Genomic DNA, 25,196 nt, shown 5'->3' with positions numbered 1-25,196 from the left:
GAAGATGATATCGATTCATTACTCGCCGAGTTTGATATGCCGGCAGAGTCAGATGATGTTGCTGCGGCTGTCAAAGCGCCAGAGACATCAGCCGGCTCATCAGCAGACTCAACTGAAGATGATATCGATTCATTACTCGCCGAGTTTGATATGCCGGCAGAGTCAGATGATGTTGCTGCGGCTGTCAAAGCTCCAGAGACATCGGCAGACTCAAGCGGCGAAGATGATGTGAATGAAGTTGGCCAAAATGAAGAGCCTAATAATGAGGATGTTGATGCATTATTGGCTAGCTTGAATGAGCCTGTTATTGAATCCGCAATGGCCGAAAATAGCGATGAATTACCAATAGATGAGCAGGGAAACTCGGAAAGTGATGATTTAGCAGCCCAAATTGCAGCTGAATTAAGTGATGAAGATGTCGCCGATTCTACTGATGATAATGAAACAAGTGACGAAGACATCGATGCATTGTTAGCCAGTCTTAACGAACCTGTGGTTGAGTCAGAGACATATGATCACGAAAACGCAGCGGTACAAGCTCAGATTGCCGCGGAGTTAGATGACGATACGTCCAGTGAAGCATTAATATTGGACGATGATGAGTCACTCGATGATGATATTAATGCTTTATTGGCAAGCTTTAAAGAAGATACAAAAGCCGGCGATACACCATCAACTGATACAAACAGCGAACAATCTATCAATGACAAGATTGATGATACTGAGTTGTTTGATGAGTTTGATGAATATCTTAGTGATGTCGATTTAGCTAAAACAGATAATGCAGACGATATTGATGCGGACAAAGATGCTCTGTCTGACGTTGATACACAAGCCGATAGTAAAGACCAAGATAACACCTTATTTGATGCTCAACTTGAAGCCGCGCTAGCATTAACTAGTCGTCATGATGTTAAGTTAGAGCAAGGATCCGCAGCAGCATCTTCTCCTACTCCAGAAACTGAAGCGGAAGAGGCTCTTGATGCTTTGTTAGCAGAAATGGATGATAAAGACACTTCTTCGTCTACTGCGCAAAATAAAACCAATAAAGATTCCGGCTTCTTTAATGACCTAAAATCCAACAAACCTAAGCCTGAATTATTAGATTGGGAAAGTGATTTACTTAAAGCTGCCGAGTCTGCCGCTGACGAGAAAGAAGTCGATGAACCTGAGGTCAGTGATGATGATTTACTGGCCGCATTTTCACAGTCATTAAAAGAGGATGACAACGTTGACGACTATACCTCTGAAGACGAATATATCCTTAGCGATGACAATTTAACGGTTGATGAAGCGTTGGCGGCACTTGATCAAAAAGAACGTAGCCAATCAGCTGAATATAAAGCCAGTAATGATGACGTAACGCGTTTTGAGCGTGAAAATAGCTATATCGACATCGATAAATTGTTAAACGATGCTGATGAAGATGACGATAAAACCGATCAGTATAAAGATGTTAATGTTAATATGGGTTCAGTCAATTCGTTAATAAGTAATGCAGACATGGTTGATGTTGATGATGAAGAAAACTCCGTTAATGCCAAACTTGATTTAGCCAGAGCATATATTGAAATTGAAGATCAAGACAGTGCCCGAGCATTATTAAAAGAAGTGCAAATGGATGGCAATGAACGTCAACAATTAGAAGCCAAAAATTTAATTAAAAGCTTTAATTAACTCGGATAATTAACTCGGTCAATTCATGTGATATAGGTAAAATAAATAGCCCTATGTTAACCATATAAATGCAAACGGCGCAGATACATGCGCCGTTTTTTTGTGGTAAACTGCGCGCCATTATTGAGTGGAGGACATAGGCATGCGGGTCGCGTTAGGTATTGAATATGATGGTAGTGGTTTTTGTGGGTGGCAGCGCCAACTCGATGTCGATTCAGTGCAAGCCCAGCTTGAAAAAGCCTTAAGTTACGTGGCAAATGAGCCCATTAAAGTATTGTGTGCCGGGCGAACTGATACTGGCGTGCATGCTACTGGACAGGTGGTTCATTTTGACACCAATGTTCAACGTCCAATGACGGCGTGGACACTAGGCGTGAATGCTAATTTACCCGACAGTATAGCCGTGCGATGGATGAAAGAAGTGGATGACAGTTTTCATGCCCGTTATAGTGCTACGGCCAGACGTTATCGCTATGTTATTTATAATCATCAATTGCGCCCTGGTATTTTAGCTTCTGGTGTGAGCCATTATCACGGCGATATAGATGAAACCTTGATGCATCAAGCCGCACAGCTTCTCGTAGGCAAACACGATTTTACCAGTTTTAGAGCGTTGCATTGTCAAGCTAAAACACCCTGTCGAGATGTGCATCAAGTTAATGTGACTCGTCAAGGCATGTATGTGTTGGTGGATATTCAAGCCAATGCATTTTTACATCATATGGTGCGTAATATTGTCGGTTCATTACTTCAAATCGGTTTAGGTAATCAATCTATCGAGTGGATAACAGAACTCTTGGCATTGAAAAATCGCACTCAGGCGGCAGCGACAGCTAAGCCCAACGGATTGTATTTGGTCGATGTGACTTACCCTGAGCAGCATCAATTGCCTAGGTTAGCACTCGGTCCATTGTTTATGCTCGATTAAAGTGTTTTTCAGTCATATTTATTGGGATGTAAAACTAATGTTATGTTTTCGCCACGTCTGGTAAGGTTTGCATAAATTAAATGGTATTGAATTATGTCAATTGCGTCTGAAATTACTGTACCCCATCAACAATCAAGCTTAAATCAATGGCTGGATTATTTGCTGGCAATTCATCCTAGCGAAATCGACATGGGCTTAACGCGAGTCAGTGCTGTCGCCGAGCGACTCAATGTGATTGATTTAGCTCCAGCTAAAGTGATTACAGTCGCCGGTACCAATGGTAAAGGCACGACCTGTGCGATGCTCTCCTCAATATTACGTCAAGCAAACTTATCAGTTGGCGTCTACAGTTCACCGCATTTGCTGCATTACAATGAACGGGTGCAGATCAATCAACAAGATGCCAGTGATGCCTCTCTTATTGAGGCTTTTTGTGCCATAGAGGTGGCACGAGGTGATATTTCATTAACCTTTTTTGAATATGCGACGTTAGCGGGTTTATACTTATTCAAAGCGGCTAAGCTTGATGTGATTATTCTTGAAGTGGGCTTAGGTGGCCGTCTAGATGCCACTAATATTATCGACTCCACAGCCACTATCTTGACCTCTATCGATCTTGATCACCAAGAATATTTAGGCGATACCCGAGAACTGGTTGGCAGAGAAAAAGCCGGCGTGTTCCGCTCAGGTTGTCTCGCCATTTGTGGTGAACCCGATTTACCATTGAGCGTGACAGATTATGCTCAGCAGATTGGAACAACACTTTATCGTGTTGGTTATGAGTTTCATTACCATAAAGACCAGAACCCACCTACATTATGGCATTTTGAATCCGCGCAGCAATCTTATATTGGTTTGGCTGTGCCAAGGTTACCGCTAGCTAATGCTGCTAGTGTTGTGGCGCTGCTAAGTTATATTTGGCCGCAAATAAGCCAGCAACACATTAACCAAGGATTACAACAAGCTCAACTAGCCGGACGATTAGAGCAGGTGAGTGAGCAACCATTAGTGCTGGTAGATGTAGCGCATAATCCCCATGCTGCACGATATTTAGCACAACAATTGCAGGCGTACCAAGGTCGTCGTATTGTAGCCTTATGTGGCATGCTTAAAGATAAAGACATCAAGTTGGTATTGGCGACATTGGCTGAACAAATCCGTCATTGGTATTTTGTTGGTTTAGATAATCCACGGGGCGCATCAGCGCAAGCACTGCGTCAAGCATTGCCCAATGAGCGTTGTCGTCAGCATGCCAGTGAATTTACTGACATCGCCAGCGCATGGCAAGCTATACAAGCGACGGTAGAGGCTGATGATGTGGTCATTATATTTGGCTCTTTTTATACTGTTGCAGGGTTTAAATCTTTATAAACACTATTTATGTTAGACGTCGGTTTTAGAAGCCATCATTAACGTCGTTTTGTTAAAAAAGGGAATTAGCTTTGAATCGTCAATTTCAAAATCGTTTAGTGGGTACCATCGTCTTAGTGGCCTTAGGTGTGATTTTTTTACCCGATTTATTAGACGGTAAAAAACCTCAGGTGGTTGAGGAGTTCACTGAAATTCCTTTACGTCCCGTTCAGTCAAGTGCTTCAAATCGAGCCAGTTCTGTCGACATCGCCGAACCCGCGGAAGAGTTCCAAGTGTTAACGATTGCTGAACCTCAAGATCTCAGTAACGATATTGTTGAATTAGGTGAAGCAGAACCAACTAAAAAAGTGAATCAAGTGGTTAAACCGTCAGCGGCAACCACTGCGGCAGTAAAAAAGCCTGAAACACCCGTTGCTAATAAAACTAAATCACCCGTTACGGCTGGTTTTACGTTGCAATTAGGCGGTTTTAATAATATTACCAATGTAAAAGCCTTAATTATTCAACTACGTAAGGCAGAATTTAATGCTTATACACTGCCTAAAGTACCTGTTGAAGGAAAATTAACCCGAGTGTTTGTAGGCCCTGAAGTGTCAGAAGAAAAACTTAAAGCTCGTCAGCAACCTATATTCAAATTAACCGGATTAAAAGGCAAAATCGTAGCCTATAATCCACAGGAACAATAACCTATTCAGACGGTATTATGCTTGGGTGATTAATATTTACAATTTGATTGTTCTTAATCACGCAAGAATAATTTGTGCAATCAGAGGTGAGAAACATCTCTGTCTCTGTTAGAATCTCGCCGTCTTGAACCCTATACCGGATCCCCATCTCCATGGTTTGGATTGATTACGCAATTATTATTGTCATCGGGTTATCAACTATTATTAGTTTGATCCGCGGATTTGCAAAAGAAGCCATGTCTCTTGTGGTTTGGTTTGCCGCTTTCTTTATTGCTAGCCAGTTTTATCTTGATCTTGCTGCTCATTTAACCCAAATGCAGGACGAGTTAGTCAGAAACGGTGTCGCGATTGCCATTCTTTTTATCATTACCCTGATCCTAGGGGCACTCGTTAATTATTTGTTAGGCCAGTTAGTGGCCAAAACAGGCTTATCGGGCACAGACCGTGTTTTAGGCCTGTGTTTTGGTGCCATTCGTGGCGCGTTAATTGTTAGCGCATTACTGTTTTTTATGGATGCTTTTACGGCATTCCCTGACACGAAATGGTGGCAGGATTCTGTACTTGTACCTGAATTTGGCGTGGTTATTCAGTGGTTTTTTGACTATGTCGAAAATACCTCAAGCTTTGTACCCAAAATATAATCATAAAACACTTTACAGTGAGGAACCTTACCCATGTGTGGTATCGTCGGAATAGTAGGAAAATCAACAGTTAATCAGACCATTTATGATGCGCTGACTGTGCTTCAACATCGTGGTCAAGACGCAGCAGGTATTGTGACTGTTGACATGAATGCGTTTCGTTTACGTAAAGCAAACGGCTTAGTCAAAGATGTGTTTGAACCTAAACATATGCAGCGTTTACAAGGTAATGCCGGTATTGGACATGTTCGTTATCCAACCGCGGGCAGCTCGAGTGCATCAGAGGCGCAACCGTTTTATGTTAACTCGCCATTTGGTATTTCGTTAGCGCATAACGGTAACTTGACCAATACGCTTGATCTGGCGGAAAGCCTCGTCAGAAAACGTCGTCATGTTAACACCACCTCTGACTCCGAAATCTTGTTAAACCTGTTAGCCGATGAGTTACAAGAGACGCGCAGTTTAACCTTAAGTGCAGATGAAGTGTTTGATGCGGTTGCCAAAGTGCATGCGCAAACCCGTGGTGCTTATGCGGTAGTGGCAATGATCATCGGCCAAGGACTGGTAGCGTTCCGCGATCCATTTGGTATTCGTCCTTTGGTACTTGGTAAGCATGAAACCGCAACTGGTACTGAGTATATGGTCGCTTCAGAAAGTGTTGCTTTAGACGCTGTTGGTTTTGAAGTGATGCGTGACGTAGCACCTGGTGAGGCTGTTTATATTTCACTCGATGGCCAGTTATTTACCCGTCAATGTGCTGCAGACCCAAGCTATGCTCCGTGTATTTTTGAATTCGTCTATTTTGCTCGTCCAGATTCGAGCATCGACAAAATCTCTGTGTATGCCAGTCGTGTAAACATGGGCGCTAAGTTAGGCGAAAAAATTAAGAAAGAATGGGAAGATCATGACATTGATGTCGTTATCCCTATTCCAGAGACGTCGTGCGATATCGCATTAGAAATTGCTCGTTGTATGGATTTACCGTACCGTCAAGGTTTTGTTAAAAACCGTTATATTGGTCGTACGTTTATCATGCCAGGTCAGCAAGAACGTAAAAAATCAGTACGTCGTAAATTGAACGCAATTAATACTGAGTTCAAAGGTAAAAACGTATTACTGGTTGATGATTCAATCGTTCGTGGCACCACGTCTGAGCAGATCATTGAAATGGCGCGTGAAGCCGGGGCAAAGAAAGTGTATTTTGCTTCAGCAGCCCCTGAAATCCGTTTTCCTAACGTGTACGGAATTGATATGCCGACCTCTAATGAGTTGATTGCTCATGGTCGTGATGCTGACGAAATTGCCAAAATCATTGGTGCCGATGGCATTATTTTCCAAGACTTGAGCGACTTAATTGAAGCAGTAAGAATGGAAAATCCAGAGATTAAGCGTTTTGAAACATCAGTGTTCGACGGTCATTATATTACCAATGACGTTGACCAAGCTTACTTGGATCATTTAACCCAATTACGTAACGATGATGCCAAAGCTAATCGCTCAAAGGACATAGGCACTAATTTAGAAATGCACAATGAGTGTCATCCATAAGTTAACCACTGTTTGTTAGTGATAAAAACCAGCATAATTTATGCTGGTTTTTTTTGCTTTAAGGCCTAGAGGCTAGGACGCTTCGCGGCTAGAGGCTATAAGAGTGATAACAAGCGAACGCTGCGCCTAGATGCCTAGATACTAGGACGCTTCGCTGCTAGAGGCTATAAGAGCGATAACAAGCGATGACGAGCGATAAAGATCGATATCAAGCGAACTAGCAGGACGCAGTCCGTTCTAGGGTCTAGGCTTTTTGCTGTTATGCTTTTATAGCAGCGAAGCGATCTAGCAGGACGCAGTCCGCTCTTGGGTCTAGGTTCTTCGCTATTATGCTTTGATAGCCGCGAAGCGAACTAGCAGGACGCAGTCCGTTCTAGGGTCTAGGTTCTTCGCTTTTATGCTGTTATAGCAGCGAAGCGATCTAGCAGGACGCAGTCCGTTCTAGGGTCTAGGTTCTTCGCTGTTATGCTGTTATAGCAGCGAAGCGATCTAGCAGGACGGAGTCCGTTCTAGGGTCTAGGTTCTTCGCTGTTATGCTTTTATAGCCGCGAAGCGAACTAGCAGGACGCAGTCCGTTCTAGGGTTTAGGTTCTTCGCTGTTATGCTTTTATAGCAGCGAAGCGATCTAGCAGGACGTAGTCCGCTCTAGCTTCTAGGCTTTTCGCTGTTATGCTTTTATTGTAATGATTTACGCCGATAAGGGGTTAATTATTTCATATTTGCAGCTTGGCGTATTTAACGCTAATCTATACTGTAAATTTATACAGTTAAGTGGCGCAGTTCGGTTTGTCATATTGAACGCTAACGCCCCAACAGTGGATTATGATTTTATATATTGCTGAAAAACCCAGTCTAGGTCGTGCGATTGCCGATGTGTTGCCAAAGCCACATAAAAAAGGTGATGGCTATATCATTGCCGCCAATGGTGATTGCGTGTCATGGTGTATTGGCCATTTATTAGAGCAAGCCGAGCCTGATGCGTACGATGATGCATTTAAGTCGTGGAAACTCGAGCATTTGCCAATTGTCCCGCAAACGTGGAAGTTGCAGCCCAAACCCAAAACGCGCAGTCAACTTACGGTGTTGCGTAAACTGGTAAAGCAAGCATCATCGATAATTAATGCTGGCGATCCAGATAGAGAAGGGCAGTTGCTGGTCGATGAAGTGATTTCTTATTTGGGCGTAAAGGGTGACAAGCTTAACCAGGTACAGCGGCTGTTAATCAGCGACTTAAACCCCCAAGCGGTCAAACGTGCGCTAGGGCAGTTACGCAGCAATCGTGAGTTTATTCCTTTATCGACTTCTGCATTAGCCCGCAGCCGTGCTGATTGGCTGTATGGCATGAACATGACCCGCGCATATACCATTCAAGGGCGTAAGGTCGGTTATCAGGGCGTATTATCAGTTGGCCGAGTTCAAACCCCTTTGCTTGGGTTAGTCGTACGCCGCGATGAAGAAATTGCTGCATTTACCTCAAAACCTTTTTATGAAGTGTTAGCGCATTTGCTGACCGATCAGCAACAAGGTTTTAGTGCTAAATGGAAGCCTAGTGAGGCTTGCCAGCCCTATATGGACGAAGATGGACGGGTATTAGCTAAAGGCTTAGCCGAAAATGTGGTTGCCCGCATTAATGGTAAACCCGCTGAAGTGACAAAACTTGAAGCCAAAGATAAGCGCCAAAACCCGCCATTACCTTATAGTTTATCAGCACTGCAAATCGATGCCGCAAAACGCTTTGGGCTATCGGCGAAAGAGGTGCTTGATACCTGCCAAAGTTTGTATGAAAAACATAAATTGATTACTTATCCGCGCTCAGACAGTCGCTATTTACCTAAAGAGCAGCATACTTTGGCACCGAAAGTATTGAATGCTGTGCTCAAAGGCGTTTCTGCCTTGGTTGATGGTTGCGACTCACCTAATGCCAAGCTTAAATCTAAAGCGTGGGATGACAGTAAAGTGGATGCTCACCATGCCATTGTGCCTACCGAGAAAGTGGCTAACTTAGCTGCATTATCAGGTAATGAAGCAAAGTTGTACCAACATGTTGCGCGGCAATATTTAGCCCAGTTTTATCCCGCTTATATTTATGCAGAAACCGCAGTTGAAGTGACGATTGCTGGTGGCTTGTTTACCACTAAAGCGCGTCAAGACAAAAGCTTAGGCTGGAAACAGCTCTTTAAACGGGCAGCCACAGCAAATCAAGCTAATAACAGTCAAGCGAATACTGGTTCAACTCACAGTGAAGACGATAACGACGATGCCGTTCAGTCGTTACCGCCATTGGTTAACGGGCAGGTGTTGCATTGTCAGCGTGGTGAATTATTGGAGAAAACGACTCAAGCGCCGAAGCATTTTACCGACGCCACATTATTAGGTGCCATGACCGGAATTAGTCGTTATGTTACTGATAGTGAAATTAAGAAAATCCTCAAAGAAACCGACGGCCTAGGCACCGAAGCGACTCGTGCTGGGATTATTGAATTATTATTTAAGCGTGGATACCTTATTCGGCAAGGTAAATCGATATTGGCCACTCCGGTTGGCACTGGCTTGATCCGCAGCTTACCAGAATCAGCAACTACACCTGACATGACCGCGTTATGGGAAAATAACCTTGATGCCATCAGCCAAAAAAGACTGAAGTACGATGCGTTTATGCAGCCATTACTCAGCCAGTTAGATGGTTTAATAACCCAAGCATCGAGCCAGTTACCATCAGCATTACAAGGTGTCGCCAGTACCACACCGAAACGCAGTTTTAAAAAGCCTTATAAAAAGAAAGCCAAAGCGAAAAGCTAAGAGGGTAACAAGTGGTGAAAAGCGATAACGAACGGTGACAAGCGAACGCTGCGCTTTTTTGTTAAGTCAAAAGTCTAGGCGCTAGGTCACTTCGCGGCTAGAGGCTATACAAACAACGTCATAAGCTAAGAGGGTAGCAAGCGATGAAAATCGCTACAGAAAAAACTTGATCATTACAATGCGGCTAAATCGAAGAGAGTTAAATTAAAGGTGTAGATGAGTCAGCGAGTATCCAAAACAGGGATGTTTTGGATAAGCCCACAGGGATGCTGATTTAAAATCAAGAGCCGGCGTCTCGCTTAATCATCTGCACATCAGCATGCTGCAGGCAATAAGTTCAAATAAAGCTACGTTATAAATCAAGCTAAACTAATACCAAGTAAGCTGAGTTAATCAATACCTTAAATACACTTTTGTCCAAAAGTGAGTTTAAGGTATTAAATATATATCGCTGTTAGATGATGACAAAGAATGTGTCTTATTTTATTGAGATATAACTGAGAAAAGACGGAATCGGCCAATATCCTGAATCGCTCGATATCGCTCGTTATCTCTTACCACCGCATTTCATCGCACTTCCTGCTGTTACCGCTTGTTATCCCCGATAGGCTTATCAATTCAACACGCTTTTATCTACTATGCCTTTCTCAATCAGTTGCAGTAAAATATTGCGGGTCTTTTGTTTTAAGGTGTCACGCAGTAATCGGGCTGCGGGAGTAATAGACTGTCTACTGGGGAATATCAGCCAGAGTTCGGTCGCTTTGGTTTGGTATTCGGGTAAAATATGTACCACGTTTTCGGCGAGTAAATCGCTTGATATATCAAGGCAAGATTTAAGCCCAATGCCTTTACCCGATACGCACCATCGATGAACCAGTTCACCATCGTTAGACACTCGGTTGCCTTTCATTTTGATTTTATACTGTTCATCACCGCGATAAAACTCCCACACATCGTAAGTAATATTATTGAGTTGATATAACAGTCCATTGTGGGAGGCGAGGTCTTGTGGGTGTTTTGGCATGCCATGTTTTGCTAGGTAAGCTTTAGATGCACACAATAATCTGGGGACATTACAGATTTTAAACCCGTAAAGATTAGCGTCATTTGGCGAACCATAGCGCAAGGCTAAATCGACGGAGTCGCGGTAAAAGTCCAAGTTACTGTCATTAATATTGGCGCGTAAACTGACTTTTGAGTGAGTGGCCATAAACTCATCTATCCATGGCATAACCAGATTGCGGCCCAAATCCGATGACAATGCAATTCGTAAATCCCCGTCGATGATGTCTAATTCGCCTTTCAAATTTTGTTTGGCTTGTTCGAGCATTAATAGTGCTTGCTCACATTGAGGAATGTATTTTTCCCCAGCATTGGATAACCTTAGCTGCCTTGTAGTGCGAATGAACAACTCAACACCTAGCGAACTTTCGACTCGTTTAACTGCGGCGCTGGCGGTTGCTGTGCGCATATCAAGATTGGTTGCTGCGGCGGTAATGCTGCGAAACTCAGCCACTTTCAAAATAACCTGCAGATCTTCTAATAACATATTGTCTAATAATATTTGATAATGTTTCAATTATTATGCTGTTTATGCGGAGTAAAACAAGGGCTAATATAGCTTCATTGAAAAGTAATCCCATTGATACCGTTTACTATAGGAAGCAGATTATGAAAGCCATCGGATACACACAATCATTAGCCGTTACTCACCCTGAGTCGTTAATTGATGTCGAGTTACCTCAACCTATCGCAACAGGCCGTGATTTATTAATCAAAGTAAAAGCCATCGCCGTTAACCCAGCAGACTATAAAGTCCGCTTGAACATGGCGCCTGTTGCGGGTGAAGTAAAAGTGATCGGTTGGGACGCCGTTGGTGAAGTGATTGCGACAGGTGAAAGTGTGAGCCCATTTAATCCTGGCGATCAGGTTTATTATGCTGGCGATATTACGCGTCAGGGTAGCAATGCTGAATACCAATTAGTGGATGAGCGTTTAGTGGGCATTAAACCTAAAAGTTTATCCGATGCCGAAGCCGCAGCATTACCGTTAACGGCGATCACGGCTTGGGAATTACTGTTTGAACATTTATGTATTAAGCAACAAGCACCCCATTCAACTGAAAAATCAAACGAAGTCATTTTGGTCGTAGGCGCTGCGGGTGGTGTGGGTTCTATCTTTATTCAGTTAGCAAAAACCTTGACAGGTGCAACCATTATCGCCACAGCATCGCGTGAAAGTTCAAGCGAATGGGTGAAAAAGTTAGGCGCTGATCATGTGGTTGATCACACCAAACCGTTACCCGCTCAAATTGATGGATTAAACATAGGGTCTGTCACCCATGTGGCCAGTTTAAACAGCACAGATGCCTATTTTGAGGCTTACACTCAGTTGCTAGCACCCTTTGGTAAAATTGCCATGATTGATGATCCAGAAGGGTTAGATATCACTAAGTTAAAACTCAAGAGTTTGTCATTACATTGGGAGTTTATGTTTGCTCGCTCGATGTTTAACGCAGTAGATATGGATGAGCAGGGACGTTTACTTAACCGAGTAGCCGATCTTGTCGACCAAGGTTATATTCAAACTACGTTAGGCCAGCACATGGGCGCAATAAATGCTGCAAATCTTCGTGCTGCACATGAGGCGTTAGAAGCAGGCCGTGCCATTGGTAAAATTGTTTTAGAAGGGTTTTAATTAATACCTTTAATTGTATTATTTAATAATGTTAAGTACTTATATTATCGAACAGGAATAAACATGTCACATTTAACGATTGTAGCCAACATTAAAGCAAAAGCGGACAAAATTGAGTTAGTAAAAACTGAATTACTGAAGCTGATTGAAGTCACACGCGCTGAAGAAGGGTGTATTAATTATGACTTACACCGAGACAATGAAAACTCAGCCCACTTTATGTTTTATGAGACTTGGCAGACCCGTGAATTATGGCGTGTGCATATGGAAAATCAGCATTTAGCCGATTTTGTGGCTGCAATCCAGGATGCTGTCGATGAATTTATTTTGAATAAAATGACCGTTATCGGCTAGTTGTATTCGAGTTGGCCATTCAATTGAGTGGCATCCTAAAGCAGAACATAGAATGTTCTGCTTTTTTGTCGATTTTTTTTAGCATCTTATGAGACACTCAAGTGATGAATCGCTTTAAAGATTAGGATAAGTGGCAAGATGGAAATCAGATTTACGCAGTTGCAGTGCCGTTCATCGAGTGTCACTGTCGACATTGATCAATGGGTGATTGAACCACAACAATCTTGGGGTGTATTTAGCACCGAAGGTGATGTCGGCGCGTTGCTTGGCCAGTTATTAACTCGGCAAATTGATGCGCCGATCTTAACATATAGTGGCGATATTACCGGTGTCGCGCCATCTTGTGTGGCATTAGTGTCATTGCTTGAACAGCAATCATTGCTTGAAGATATTTTAGAGCAAGATGACAGTGAGTCACTGGGATATACCGATCCTAAAACGACCGTATTTGGGGTTATTTTTAGTCAATGCCATGACAATGGTTTAACCCATCAATTGCTGCAGCAATTAGATTTGACTCATTTAAGCTTAAGTCCTTTTACTCAATTGTCTACGGGTGAAGGTCGTAGAGTTATGCTTGCCCGTGCTGTCGCAACCCAAGTGCCATTTTTAGTGCTCGACGAACCTTATGCAGGGCTTGATGTTGCGCACAGACAGACTCTTACTGAATATTTACAGCAATTATCACAAACGATACAAATGCTGGTGATTGTGTCGCGTGAAGAAGATATGCCTAAATGGATTGAGCATGTTGCCCTGTTTAGTCATGGCACATTAGACAGCGTAATGACTCAGTCAGAGTGGGATAATCATCCTGTTATCGCCCAATTAACCGCGCAAGCGGGCCAACAAAGCGATGATATGTTGGCGCTTATTCGTCGCCACAGACATAAGCCATTATTTGCGAACCCGGTTTTTCAGTTAAACAATGGACGAGTTGCTTACAGCGACAAAGTGATTTTTTCGGGTGTTAACTGGCGTATCGATAATGGCGTGCATTGGCAAGTAAAAGGCCCTAATGGCTGCGGTAAAAGTACTCTGCTGGGGCTTATTTTCGGCGACCATCCTCAATGCTACAGCAACGACATTGATATTTTTGGTAAAAAAAGAGGTTCCGGCGAGAGCATCTGGGAGATAAAAAAACACATCGGTATGGTGTCATCTGCCTTACATTTACAGTATCGGGTTAATTGCAGTGCACTTGATGTGATTGTATCGGGCTTTTATGACTCCATTGGTTTGTATCAACAACCGTCGAAACAACAAGTGGCCATCGCAACAGAATGGTTGGCGATTTTACACATGAGCCATTTGAGTAAATCCGCTTTTCGACAATTAGAGTATGGCCAGCAACGGTTATTACTCATTGCCCGCGCCATTGTGAAACAACCCACCTTATTGATCCTCGACGAGCCTTATCAAGGCTTAGATTATCTGGGGCGTAGATTGATTAAAAACGCCCTTGAACTCATTGCGAAAGAGCATTTAAGTCAATTGTTGTATGTGTCACATTATCAAGAGGATAGCCTCGATAGTATTAAGCACTTTATTGAGTTTATCGTCGATAAACACCAAGGTGGTTATCGTACAGTGGTGACTGAAGCTTAATGCTTTATGGCTAAGAGGTTAACGTTAATCAGCTGACAATTGTTGGCTGTTTTTATTTTCTCGTTTAATTGTCAAATAATAATTGATAATGTTTCAATTATTATGCTGTATATGGCAGCTAAAGTATCGTATATGATGGCGATATTAACGCGGTTCAACAACATTGCTAATCAATATTACTATTTGATAACCGTTTATTATTCCGAGATGAGGTTAACGATGTTACTCGATACACCCATTTGTGATTTTGGCTGGCAAGCACCTGATTTTAAGCTTAAAAATGCTAACGGTGACGTTTTTTCCATGAGTGAAAACTTAGGTAAAAAGGGCTTGTTGATTATGTTTATTTGTAATCATTGTCCCTATGTTAAAGCCATTGCAACTCGTTTAGCCGAGGACACAGAGCAGCTTATGGCCGAAGGTATTAATGTATTAGCGGTAATGTCTAATGATTATCAGCATGTTGAAGCAGATTCGCCGCAGAACATGTTGCGCTTTGCTGAGCAGTATGGATTTAAATTTCCGTATTTAGTTGATGAAGATCAACAAGTCGGTAAGCAGTATGGCGCAGTGTGCACCCCTGACTTTTTTGGGTTTAATCACCTTGGTGAATTGCAATATCGTGGCCGCTTAGACGATGCGCGTTTGCACAATGATCCTAATCGAGAGCCCGAACTACTTAATGCTATGCAACTGATTGCCGCTATTGGTAAAGGGCCTAAGCAACAAACGGCCAGTATGGGCTGCTCAATTAAATGGCGATAATGATTTTATTTAACTCATAACCTTGAAAAATTATTTATTAGCACAATAACAAGATATTAATATTTCTACGCAAATATTATTGTTAATTAATTGTATTTGTTATTTATTTTCAAGTTAAATTTATTTTGTTAATCACACTATTTTATTGTGATTAACTTGGCAGGTTAATTAATAACCATTTTATGTGTTGTTAATCGCCAACCTTTTTAATGATTGTTTCAAATCCATATGGAGTCTGACATGACCAACGCTATTATTACTGATTTAGAAAAACGTTATACAGCCAAACGCTATGATGCGACTAAGCGCGTACCAAAAGAAGATTTAGCGGTGATTTATGAGGCAATGAGACTGTCGCCTTCATCGATAAACTCTCAACCATGGAAATTTATCGTGATTGAAAGCGATCAAGCTAAGCAACGTATGCATGACACCTTTGCCAATAAATTTCAGTTCAATCAACCACACATTAACGCGGCATCTCATATTGTATTGTTTGCTTACAACCCTAAGTATACTCGTGAAGACTATGCCAAAGTGGTTGACCAAGGCATTGTAGATGGTCGTACTAAGGCTGAAGATCGTGAAGCTGCGTTTGGTGGATATGCATTTGTTGACTTAAATACTGATGAAGCGGGTAACAATGCGGCTTGGACTAAGTCACAAACCTATTTAGCCTTAGGTAACACTATGCATTCTTTAGCACGTCTTGGCATCGACTCTACTCCGATGGAAGGCGTTGACAGTGAGATGATTGGCCAAATATTTGCCAAAGAACTTGACGGTTATGTATGTGATGTAGCATTAGCGTTTGGTTATCACCATTCAGATGAAGACTATAATGCCAAGTTGCCTAAGTCTCGTTTAGCAGCAGAGCAAGTATTACAAGTATTGTAATTGATTGTTTTGCTGCAAGTATTCATTTGTATAAAATAATATAAAACGGCTTAAACATCTAATGTTTAAGCTTTTTTTTTCAATTTTTTTAGAAAAGCCACGTTTAACGCCAGCACTTTTAGCGTAAGCAATGACCACGATTAAGACTCATTAGCTTATCTAAAATGCGTTCGCCATCCATGCGGATGCCGTTGTGTTCGTATTCTGAAGTAAGCCAATATTTGAGGTTATTGACTTGTTTGGCTGTTTCTAAGCTGTATTGCATTTCAACATACATGTCGTTGCTGTAAATAGCGGCCGCAACCGGGACTTTATTATTGGCCAATTTTTCAAGATCATATAATGCTGGCCAGTCTTTTTTTGCGGCGATTAAGTCTGCAGCAGCTTGTAATGGTATCAATGCTTCGAGTTGGGCAAACATCCAGGGGTAGATCATTTCACCAGTAAACAGCAAGGGTTTATCTGGACGGTAATTGAATTGATTAAACTGGGCCCGTACTCTATGAGCTGCCCACGATGAAGCATTATTTTGACAATAAATAGATTCGTGCATTAAGGCAAAAATAGGATTGGTATTGTAACTAAGGAATTGGCTAAATTGATGTAAAAATAGCGGGTTGAGATCAATACCGTGAGGCGTGTCAATTAAAGCTTGTTCAAGCAAGTAGTAAACGGCTTCGGGCCCTTGTTCCATGCCTATATTAACGCCTAGTAGCTGAAGCATTTCTACCGTCAACTGCTCACCTGTAGCTAAGTACACTTTGTTTTCATATAGGTGCTTTGCTAAGTTATCGACCAGCATTCGAGCGTCACTAAAACGATTAAAAAAGTCATTATTTTTGGTAATAACACGCTGATATGTCGCTTTGTAAACGTCATCAGCAGGGCGGGTTAGCGAAGGAATACCGCCAGTAATGTAAGCCTCTTTTAGGCCTTCTGGCGCGGCAGACACATAATGCAGGACACAAAAACCACCAAAGCTTTGGCCTAAAATACTCCAAGGTTCGTCTGGTGATAGTTTGGCTCGAATATATTCTGCATCGCGGATGATGTTATCGGCGCGAAAATGGCTTAGATAGTCAGCTTGGTCTGTGGCACTCATATAACTTAAGCTGGTGGCATTGACTGGGCTTGATAATCCTGTGCCTCGCTGGTCAAGTAATAGCACTCTATATTCAGTTAAGGCTCGTTTTATCCAGCCGTTGTTGCTAATCGGTCTTACGGCGCCAAACCCCGGTCCACCTTGAAAAAACACCAAATAAGGCAGCTGTTTATGTTGATTTTCAACACTGACAATTTCACGGGCAAAAACAGTAATCTGTTTACTGGGACTTTGTTGGTAGTCTAACGGCACCGAGAAAAAGTGCTTACGGGCAATAATGTCTGATAAAGTAAGGTCGATGTGCATAAAATGCCTATTCAGTGGTGATTAATGGCGATACTAATACTATCCAATCTTGATTTGTCATTGACGACAATCGCACCGTAAATGTGAGCTAATTAGTATGGTATTAAAGACGCTTATGTCGATGCGAATCACACATATTTTATGAGTCATCTTGTATATTAACAATCAGTAACTTGATGGAGATTAAGTTTAATAGCTATCTAGACCCAATCTGCCTAGATAAAATTAACCGATAATTATCTTAATAATTATTAAGGACGAGGTTGTCGATGAAATATCAAATCATCCCTGTAACGCCTTTTCAGCAAAATTGTAGTGTCATATGGTGCGAAAAAACCTTGAAAGCTGCCGTGGTCGATCCGGGTGGCAACATTGAACGAATTTTAGCTGAAGTGGACAAGTTAGGCTTGAGTGTTGAAAAAATATTATTAACCCATGGTCATATTGATCATGTTGGCGGCGCAGCGGCATTAGCAGAAAGATTAGCGATCCCGATCGTAGGTCCGCACATTGACGATAAATTTTGGTTAGAAAATTTAGTGAAACAAAGTCAGAACTTTGGTTTTCCGCGTGTTGAAGCCTTTAAACCCACCCAATATCTTAATGAAAATGATGACGTGAGTGTCGGTGAGCAGCATTTACAAGTATTGCATTGCCCCGGGCATACCCCTGGACACATCATTTTTTATAACAAGACCGCTAACTTAGCATGGGTGGGGGATGTGCTTTTTCGAGGCTCTATTGGTCGTACTGATTTTCCGCAATCTAACCATCAGGACTTACTTCACTCTATTACCACCAAATTGTGGCCATTAGGGGATAATGTGAGTTTTATTCCTGGCCATGGACCCATGTCGACGTTTGCCGATGAACGACAACATAACCCTTTTGTTGCCGATCAGTTATTTGATTAATAATTTGTTATGTAATCAGATCATTGAGGTTATTTATTAATAAGTTGAAACCATTGATTCTTTGCATTGTATAGCGAGTCTGTTAGCTTAATAGACTGCGTTTACCTATGATGGACAGTTCAAATGGTTCAACACCTCGTTGATTTACTCGATACCTGGTTACCTTCTTATCAAGAAGACTGGGTAGTCGCCGTTCTTACTCAAGTGCAAGGCTCTTCTTACCGTAAACCTGGCGCCATAATGCTATTTCATCCAATGGGTAAAAGCTTGGGGATGTTAAGTGGTGGATGCCTTGAAGCGGATCTACGTCGTCACGCCCAGCGTGCAATTCAAACCCAGCAAGTTATTCAGTTAACCTATGACGCAACCGATGAGTCTGATACCAGTTATCAGCTGGGTTGTGGTGGTATCGTTAATATTATGATGGTGTCGTTAAATAAATCGAACAATTATCTTGGTTTAGTTCGTGTTCATGACGCTTTAATGCGTGGTGATGCAGGTGAATATCAACTTGATATCGTGGCGGATGGTACGCCGGCCCACCAATTGGCAGGTCACTTTGTTGAGCAAGATGCTGAGCGACCTGCGTCGATCACTCTCAATAGTAAAACCCGCACCGTGATCGATCAAGCTAGCTCTGTGTTGCATATTCCGCTTAGACCGCCAGTACATATTGGTATTTTTGGTGGCGGTTTAGATGCACAACCGATTACACAAATGGCGCAAACACTAGGCTGGAAAGTCAGTGTGTTTGATGAACGTACCGCCTATGCGCGTACTTATGATTTCCCAGGATGTCAGATTATTAAAAAACCGACGGCAGCAGTGTCAAAAACACTTTTGGCCAGTTTAGATGCCGCTTTTGTGATGAGTCATAATTTACAAATCGATGCTAAAACATTACAGGTACTCCAAACCATACCGTTGGCTTATATTTCGTTATTAGGTCCAACTCATCGTCGTGACAAAGTGTTGAACATGGCTGAGTTAACGGTTGACGACTTTAGTGGCTATTTTTCGGCGCCAGCAGGGTTAGCGCTAGGTGGCGAGCTGTCTGGTTCGGTTGGACTGAGTATCTTATCCCAATGCCATGGCGTGCTTTATCAAAGTAAGTTAACCAGTCTTGATACGGTAATGCTGTAATAACAACCTAGAGAATGCGCCATTGATAATGCCAAAAATTATTACGGTGATCTTAGCCGCGGGTGCAAGTAGTCGTTTTAACGGCGCTAAAATTGTCGCCAAAGTGCAAGGTGAACAAAGCTTACTCGCATATTGCCTGCAAACACTCGATCACGTCACCCAAACAGCGGGCATTGCCCCAGCGGTGGTGATGTTAGGTGCGCATCAAACAGATGAAGTGTTAGCTATTACCGCCAAGCATCATCGACTTATCAACCATGATTGGCAATTAGGTTTGTCCAGTTCGGTGAAACTCGCCGCGCGCTATGCTCAAAGCCAACAGGCGGATGCGTTGTTAATTGTGTTAGCCGACCAAGTCGCACTGCAAGGCGATGATTATCTGCAATTGATCCAAGCATATAGGCACAATAACTTAACCAGCAGTGCTTTTTACCGGCACAGTGTCGGCGTTCCAGCTATCTTTTTAGCTAAGGATATTAATGCTCTGTTGTCGATTGATGGCGATAAAGGTGCAAAAAGTATTTTAAAACAGCATGATAAAAATAATAGCTTGAATATTATTCATATGGAACAAGCCCAATTTGATATTGATACACCGGCTGACTTAGCACGTTGGTTGGACAGTGCCGGCTGATCTTTTAAGATGAATCTTGTAGCCGTTTGTGGCGATGTTATCCAAGTCAGAGCGAATAGCGGATCGTTATTTTAGCTGCACAAACGATTACGAAGTAGAAATAAGCAACCAATGTACCCTGAAAGATCCGGCTAAACGGCTGCACTTATTTTGTAAACACGATTTGTAAACATGTTATGTAAACATGGGTCTTTGTTGCAAGGTATTAGCCAGCTTAGAGACTTTGTCTCTAAGCATTGGGCGCATCATACATTCACAAAAAGAGCTAGCCTGTTTGTGTCGAACAAACGTTAACCACAAAAGATCAATAGACCCTAATTAAGGAGTGATTATGACAACCCCAACACAAAAATTGATGGTAAATGGAAAGGATTTTACCCTTGATGCCGACCCTAATATGCCTGTGCTATGGGCATTGCGTGACATCCTTGGCCTGACTGGGACAAAATTTGGTTGTGGAGCTGGGCTATGTGGTGCATGCACTATTCATGTTGACGGCAGCCCGATGCGCGGCTGTTTAACCAGCTTAAAGCAAGTACAAGGCAAGCAGGTGACCACTATTGAAGGTCTTGAGGCTGAAAAGCTAAAGCAAGCTTGGTTAGAACATAATGTACCGCAATGTGGCTATTGTCAGGCGGGACAATTAATGTCTGCCGCAGCATTATTAACCACCACGCCTAAACCCACTGAAACCCAAATTGCTGATGCGATGTCGGGCAATATCTGTCGTTGTGGCACTTATCCACGGATAAAAGCTGCGATTCAATCGGCTTCGGAGGCGTGATCATGACCACATTCAAAGCGATTGAAAATATTAGCCGCCGTAACGTATTAAAGTTATTTGGCGCGGTCGGTGGCGGACTCGCATTAGGGGCCACGGGTTTAGGCTGGAGTCCAATGGCCTTAGCTCAAGATAAGCAAGCGCTGATGAACTTGTTTGTCGCCATTGGTGAAGACAATAAGGTGTACTTGACTTGTCATCGCTCTGAGATGGGACAAGGGATCCGAACTGGCATACCGCAAATTTTAGCCGACGAATTGGAGGCTGATTGGGACAATGTTGTCGTGGTTCAAGGCTTAGCAGATAAACGCTATGGCAGCCAAAACACTGATGGTAGCCGCAGTATTCGTAAGCACTATCATCGTATGCGCCAAATGGGCGCAACGGCTAGAACCATGCTCGAACAAGCCGCGGCTCAAGTGTGGCAAGTTCCGGTGACCGAGGTGTACGCTAAGGCGCATAAAGTCCATCATAGGGGCAGTAACAAAAGCCTTAATTACGGCGAGTTAGCGATCACGGCGTCGACATTACCGATGCCAGAATTAGATTCGGTGGTGCTCAAGCCTGAAAGTGAATTTACCCATATTGGTCAATCGCACACCATTGTCGACATGGATGCGATGCTAACAGGCAAAGCAATATACGGTTATGACATTAAACTCGATGGAATGTTATATGCCAGTATCACTCGTCCGCCAGTGTTGGGCAGTGATGTGGTTAGCGTTGATGAGACTAAAGCCCGTAAGATAGCCGGTGTAGTCGATATTATTACCTTGCCTGTACCTAAAGGGGCGCCATTATTTCAGGCTTTAGGCGGTGTTGCTGTGATTGCAACTAACAGCTGGAGTGCGATTGAAGCGCGTAAAGCATTAGTCATCACCTGGTCTAAATCGATTAATGATAGCCATAATTCAGACACCTACCTGCAAGGTTTGGTTGAGCGCGTTAACCTGCCGGGTAAAGTGATGCGCCAATTAGGTGAGTCAGTCACTGATTGGCCACAAGCATCAACGGTTAAGGCCGTTTACACCGTACCGTATTTAGCCCATGCAATGATGGAGCCGCCAGTGGCAACGGCGAGTGTGACTGCTGATGGTTGCGAGTTGTGGGCCTCGAGTCAAACACCACAAAGTACTCAGCAACATGTAGCCGGCGCACTCGGGCTTAAAGAAGATCAAGTTACTGTTAACGTGACGTTATTGGGCGGTGGCTTTGGGCGTAAATCTAAGCCTGATTTTAGTGTTGAAGCGGCAATTTTATCGCAAAAGCTCAATAAACCAGTCAAAGTATGTTGGAGCCGTGAAGACGAAATTCAAAATGGCTATTACCATGCGATCAGTGCGCAAATGTACCAAGTCTCACTCGACAGCAATAAGATGCCAACCGCATTGTTAGCGCGTACTGGCTTTCCGTCAATCAGCTCAACATTTGCTGAAGGGGTTGAATATCCTTCAGCTGGCGAACTGGATTTAGGCTTTAGTGATGTGCCGCTAGCCCTTAAACATATTCAACTTGAAGCGGTTAAAGCACCGGCGCACACACGTATTGGTTGGATGCGATCAGTCTGCAATATTCAACATGCTTTTGGTATTGGTAGTTTTGTCGACGAAATAGCGGTAAATGCCAATAAACCCTGTGTGCAAATGTGGCGTGATTTATTGGGTGACGCTAGGCTAGAAGCGTTTGAAAATCAAAATTTCACCTATGGAAATTACGGTGAAGAGTTAGCTGATCACCCGGTGGACGTGGGTCGTTATCATACTGTGTTGGATAAGTTAGAAGCGGTAATGGCTGATGCGCCGAAAGCGGCTAAAAATCAAGGTTGGGGTATGGCTGTTCATCGCAGTTTTGTCAGTTATGTTGCGGTCGCAACTTTAGTTGAAGTGGTGGATAAACAGCTTAAAGTATTGAACTCCATAGCGGTGATTGATGCCGGTAGAGTGATAAATCCAGATCGGGTGAAATCACAACTAGAAGGCGCTATCATTTTTGGATTAAGCTTAGCGACCATGGGCGAAATAACCTTTAAAGATGGCAAAGTTGAACAATCTAATTTTCATGACTATCCGTTATTACGTTTACCGCAATGTCCAGATATTGAGACTTATATAATCGAGTCTACGGCAAAACCTGCTGGTGTTGGCGAACCAGGGGTGCCGCCAGTGGCACCGAGTTTAACCAATGCCATTTTTGCTGCCACGGGAGTAAGATATCGCGATTTACCGCTTAATAAACATTTATCGGTGTAGCCATTTACCTGAGCTATGGTATTTAAGTTTACCCATCTTAAGCCGATAATATATTAGCCTATGCCCAAGTATGTTCGCACTTGGGCATTATTATTATGTTGGGGCAACAATAGTTGATATTAGGTTAAGTTGAATAGCGAGTGAATGTGAATGACCAACCTCAACTCGGATTAACTAGGCTCGTCTATATTATTGATTAATTTACTTTTGTGTAATGTAATTTTCGTTTTTAATCTTATTCTCGTTTGTTGAGATAGTGGTAAATTGCCTTAGGAAGCTTATATATGAAGCAAATCCAGTTTAGAAAAATAGATGCAATTTTGATTAAATTTAGCCTTAATGGAAAATTTTGGGTTGTTTGCTCACTGGTTGCATTGATCACCAGTGTTGTCGCACTAATGAATTACCAACAAACTCAGGACTTAATAGAGCAAACATCGTTACAGCGCGTTAAAGCAAGTGTTGCCAGTTATGCCTCTGTAGCCAATAACCAAGACTTAGACAATGATGCCCTTGAGCAATTTGCACAAGATAATCAATTACAGCTATCTGGTGGCGACAATACTTTTCGTCGCGGTGATCTAGTGACGGCATCTGCGAGCGTTGGTAATCAGTTTTTAACCGCGAGTCAAAATGTTCAACAGTGGGAACAAGAGCCGTTAAGCCAAACGAGTTTTATGTTGATAATGGCACTGGTTGGTTTATTGCCCTTATTCCAATTGAGTTACTGGATCTCAACCTCATTAGGCGGAGGCTTATGGGACATGTACATGGCAATAAAACGTCTAGCCGATGGTGATTTAACGTTGAGATTACACTTTTTTGGCACTGATGACTTTAGCTTAATCGCCACCGAAATTGATCGCTGTGCTGATAACATGAGTGAAATGGTGCGGGCGATCCGCAGTAATGCTGAAACATTGGCGGTTGCTGCCAATGAGTTTACTCACCAAGCCAGCACCAATGATGAGTTAATTGATCAGCAGCATCACTTCTTAGACTCGGTGGCACACGCCATGGATCAAATGACAGCAGCCATTGCAGATGTGTCACATCACGCAAGTGATACGTCATTAAATACCAAGCAAAATGCTAAACAAATGGATCAAAGCCAAAGCAAGATTAATGATGCGGTTAAACGTATTAGTTATTTGTCTGAGCGTATTGCCGAAGCATTTTCATCGGTAGATCAACTCTCCCGCGATGCGACCCAAATTAATGCTGCCGTTACCACTATTGAAAGTATTTCAAAGCAAACCAATTTATTGGCATTAAATGCAGCCATTGAAGCGGCGCGTGCAGGTGAACAAGGTCGCGGTTTTGCGGTAGTCGCGGATGAAGTGCGTACCCTCGCAGGACGGACCCAAAAAGCGACCGTTGAAATTCAAAACATGATTGAAGACTTACAACAAGGCTCTAAAAAACTGACCAGTATTACTAATGTGATTGTTGAAGAAGCAGATCAAGGTAGTACGAGTATTAAAGCCGTCGGTGATGATATTACTCATATGGCACAGTCTATCAATGCTGTGTTTGATATGAGCAGCCAAATAGCGGCATCTGCCGAACAACAAAGTGTGTCTGCCGGAGATATTGGCTCACAGCTCAATCAAATTCGGCAGCAATCGGACACTATTCGCAGTACTTCCAAAAAAGCAGGCGCATTAGCTAACGATTTGAATCAATCGTCTAAGGGATTAGCGTCGATTTTAAGTCAATATAAAATCTAGTTTTGACTGACTGTTTATCAAATCCAAGATCATGGATATTTTTGATTAGCTGACATAAAGCACCCAGGTATTTGTTATCTTACCCAGTTTTTGAGTGGTTGTTTTTAAGTATTAGTTTTTGAGTATGATTTTTTAGTATTAGTGTTTAAGTAATAGTTTTTGAGTGGTGGTTTTTGAGTTAGTTGACTTGTATTAGTCATGTTGAAGCAAACTGGCATTTGCCTCATGGTGTCAGTTTACCCCGTCAATTTATCTAAGCAACCCGCTTAATGAACACCACGGATGGCTATCTGTGGTGGAAAAGGATTTTCAATCGAGCGATATCTTACTCAGTAAAGATTATTCGCAGCACAGTATAATTTACCT

At 42.6% G+C, this 25,196-nt stretch carries 20 protein-coding genes; 18 read left to right on the top strand and 2 right to left on the bottom strand.

Translation table 11 applies throughout. The features are described 5' to 3' along the window. The 7 genes from AAEZ02_RS04890 to AAEZ02_RS04860 form a co-directional block, all read left to right on the top strand. The coding region (locus AAEZ02_RS04890) for a FimV/HubP family polar landmark protein (protein ID WP_351122136.1) at positions 1-1,677 on the top strand (1,677 nt) is incomplete at its 5' end. A gap of 142 nt (positions 1,678-1,819) precedes the next feature. Continuing rightward, positions 1,820-2,605: a tRNA pseudouridine(38-40) synthase TruA gene (gene truA / locus AAEZ02_RS04885; protein WP_101032176.1), complete on the top strand. Its 786-nt coding sequence runs from the start codon at positions 1,820-1,822 to the stop codon at positions 2,603-2,605. 93 nt (positions 2,606-2,698) lie between these two features. After that, positions 2,699-3,976, top strand: coding sequence for a bifunctional tetrahydrofolate synthase/dihydrofolate synthase (gene folC, locus AAEZ02_RS04880; protein ID WP_335686434.1), 1,278 nt, complete (start codon positions 2,699-2,701; stop codon positions 3,974-3,976). Positions 3,977-4,047: 71 nt separating this feature from the next. Then, the gene (locus AAEZ02_RS04875) at positions 4,048-4,662 is read left to right on the top strand and encodes an SPOR domain-containing protein (RefSeq protein ID WP_351122133.1); all 615 of its coding nucleotides are present in this window, start codon (positions 4,048-4,050) and stop codon (positions 4,660-4,662) included. Between the two features lie 152 nt (positions 4,663-4,814). Further along, the gene (locus AAEZ02_RS04870; protein WP_101032173.1) at positions 4,815-5,303 is read left to right on the top strand and encodes a CvpA family protein; all 489 of its coding nucleotides are present in this window, start codon (positions 4,815-4,817) and stop codon (positions 5,301-5,303) included. Positions 5,304-5,336: 33 nt separating this feature from the next. Further along, positions 5,337-6,851 carry an amidophosphoribosyltransferase gene (gene purF / locus AAEZ02_RS04865; protein WP_335686432.1) on the top strand — a complete coding sequence of 505 codons (1,515 nt, stop codon included), beginning with the start codon at positions 5,337-5,339 and terminating at the stop codon, positions 6,849-6,851. Between the two features lie 822 nt (positions 6,852-7,673). After that, a complete protein-coding gene (locus tag AAEZ02_RS04860; protein ID WP_351122129.1) occupies positions 7,674-9,650 on the top strand; it encodes a DNA topoisomerase III in 1,977 nt (658 codons plus the stop codon). Between the two features lie 613 nt (positions 9,651-10,263). Here AAEZ02_RS04860 and AAEZ02_RS04855 read toward each other — a convergent pair. Further along, positions 10,264-11,199 carry a LysR family transcriptional regulator gene (locus AAEZ02_RS04855; RefSeq protein ID WP_351122139.1) on the bottom strand — a complete coding sequence of 312 codons (936 nt, stop codon included), beginning with the start codon at positions 11,197-11,199 and terminating at the stop codon, positions 10,264-10,266. Positions 11,200-11,321: 122 nt separating this feature from the next. Here AAEZ02_RS04855 and AAEZ02_RS04850 point away from each other — a divergent pair, with 122 nt between their 5' ends. The 5 genes from AAEZ02_RS04850 to AAEZ02_RS04830 all read left to right on the top strand — a co-directional run bounded on the left by AAEZ02_RS04850 (position 11,322) and on the right by AAEZ02_RS04830 (position 15,971). Then, positions 11,322-12,347, top strand: a complete 1,026-nt coding sequence (locus AAEZ02_RS04850) for a zinc-binding alcohol dehydrogenase family protein (protein ID WP_351075188.1) — start codon at positions 11,322-11,324, stop codon at positions 12,345-12,347. A gap of 63 nt (positions 12,348-12,410) precedes the next feature. Beyond that, on the top strand, positions 12,411-12,701 hold the full coding sequence (locus AAEZ02_RS04845; protein ID WP_351122126.1) for a putative quinol monooxygenase: 291 nt from the start codon (positions 12,411-12,413) through the stop codon (positions 12,699-12,701). A 138-nt stretch (positions 12,702-12,839) separates the two neighbouring features. Further along, on the top strand, positions 12,840-14,309 hold the full coding sequence (locus AAEZ02_RS04840) for an ATP-binding cassette domain-containing protein (protein WP_351075192.1): 1,470 nt from the start codon (positions 12,840-12,842) through the stop codon (positions 14,307-14,309). Between the two features lie 219 nt (positions 14,310-14,528). Continuing rightward, the gene (locus AAEZ02_RS04835; RefSeq protein ID WP_124011804.1) at positions 14,529-15,074 is read left to right on the top strand and encodes a thioredoxin family protein; all 546 of its coding nucleotides are present in this window, start codon (positions 14,529-14,531) and stop codon (positions 15,072-15,074) included. Between the two features lie 240 nt (positions 15,075-15,314). Continuing rightward, positions 15,315-15,971, top strand: coding sequence for a nitroreductase family protein (locus AAEZ02_RS04830; protein WP_101032163.1), 657 nt, complete (start codon positions 15,315-15,317; stop codon positions 15,969-15,971). Positions 15,972-16,089: 118 nt separating this feature from the next. Here AAEZ02_RS04830 and AAEZ02_RS04825 read toward each other — a convergent pair whose 3' ends face one another. Continuing rightward, entirely contained in the window at positions 16,090-17,379 is a 1,290-nt protein-coding gene (locus tag AAEZ02_RS04825) for an alpha/beta fold hydrolase (protein WP_124011803.1), read from the bottom strand. 269 nt (positions 17,380-17,648) lie between these two features. Between AAEZ02_RS04825 and AAEZ02_RS04820 the strand changes: the two genes are divergently transcribed. From AAEZ02_RS04820 to AAEZ02_RS04795, 6 genes are all read left to right on the top strand, one after another. Then, positions 17,649-18,293, top strand: coding sequence for an MBL fold metallo-hydrolase (locus AAEZ02_RS04820; RefSeq protein ID WP_124011802.1), 645 nt, complete (start codon positions 17,649-17,651; stop codon positions 18,291-18,293). A 123-nt stretch (positions 18,294-18,416) separates the two neighbouring features. Then, the gene (locus tag AAEZ02_RS04815; RefSeq protein ID WP_101032160.1) at positions 18,417-19,436 is read left to right on the top strand and encodes an XdhC family protein; all 1,020 of its coding nucleotides are present in this window, start codon (positions 18,417-18,419) and stop codon (positions 19,434-19,436) included. A gap of 28 nt (positions 19,437-19,464) precedes the next feature. Next, positions 19,465-20,070 (top strand): nucleotidyltransferase family protein, encoded by a 606-nt coding sequence (locus AAEZ02_RS04810; RefSeq protein ID WP_124011800.1) that lies wholly within the window; start codon positions 19,465-19,467, stop codon positions 20,068-20,070. Positions 20,071-20,401: 331 nt separating this feature from the next. Next, positions 20,402-20,854, top strand: a complete 453-nt coding sequence (locus tag AAEZ02_RS04805; protein ID WP_101032158.1) for a (2Fe-2S)-binding protein — start codon at positions 20,402-20,404, stop codon at positions 20,852-20,854. 2 nt (positions 20,855-20,856) lie between these two features. Further along, positions 20,857-23,100, top strand: a complete 2,244-nt coding sequence (locus tag AAEZ02_RS04800; RefSeq protein WP_124011799.1) for a xanthine dehydrogenase family protein molybdopterin-binding subunit — start codon at positions 20,857-20,859, stop codon at positions 23,098-23,100. 284 nt (positions 23,101-23,384) lie between these two features. Continuing rightward, positions 23,385-24,830, top strand: coding sequence for a methyl-accepting chemotaxis protein (locus tag AAEZ02_RS04795; RefSeq protein ID WP_124011798.1), 1,446 nt, complete (start codon positions 23,385-23,387; stop codon positions 24,828-24,830). The last annotated feature ends 366 nt before the right edge of the window (positions 24,831-25,196 follow it).

The organism is Shewanella sp. T24-MNA-CIBAN-0130, assembly GCF_040310185.1.
Classification (GTDB): domain Bacteria; phylum Pseudomonadota; class Gammaproteobacteria; order Enterobacterales; family Shewanellaceae; genus Shewanella; species Shewanella psychromarinicola.
The sequence above is the reverse complement of the archived record's forward strand: the minus strand, read 5'-3'. Positions and strand labels throughout refer to the sequence as shown.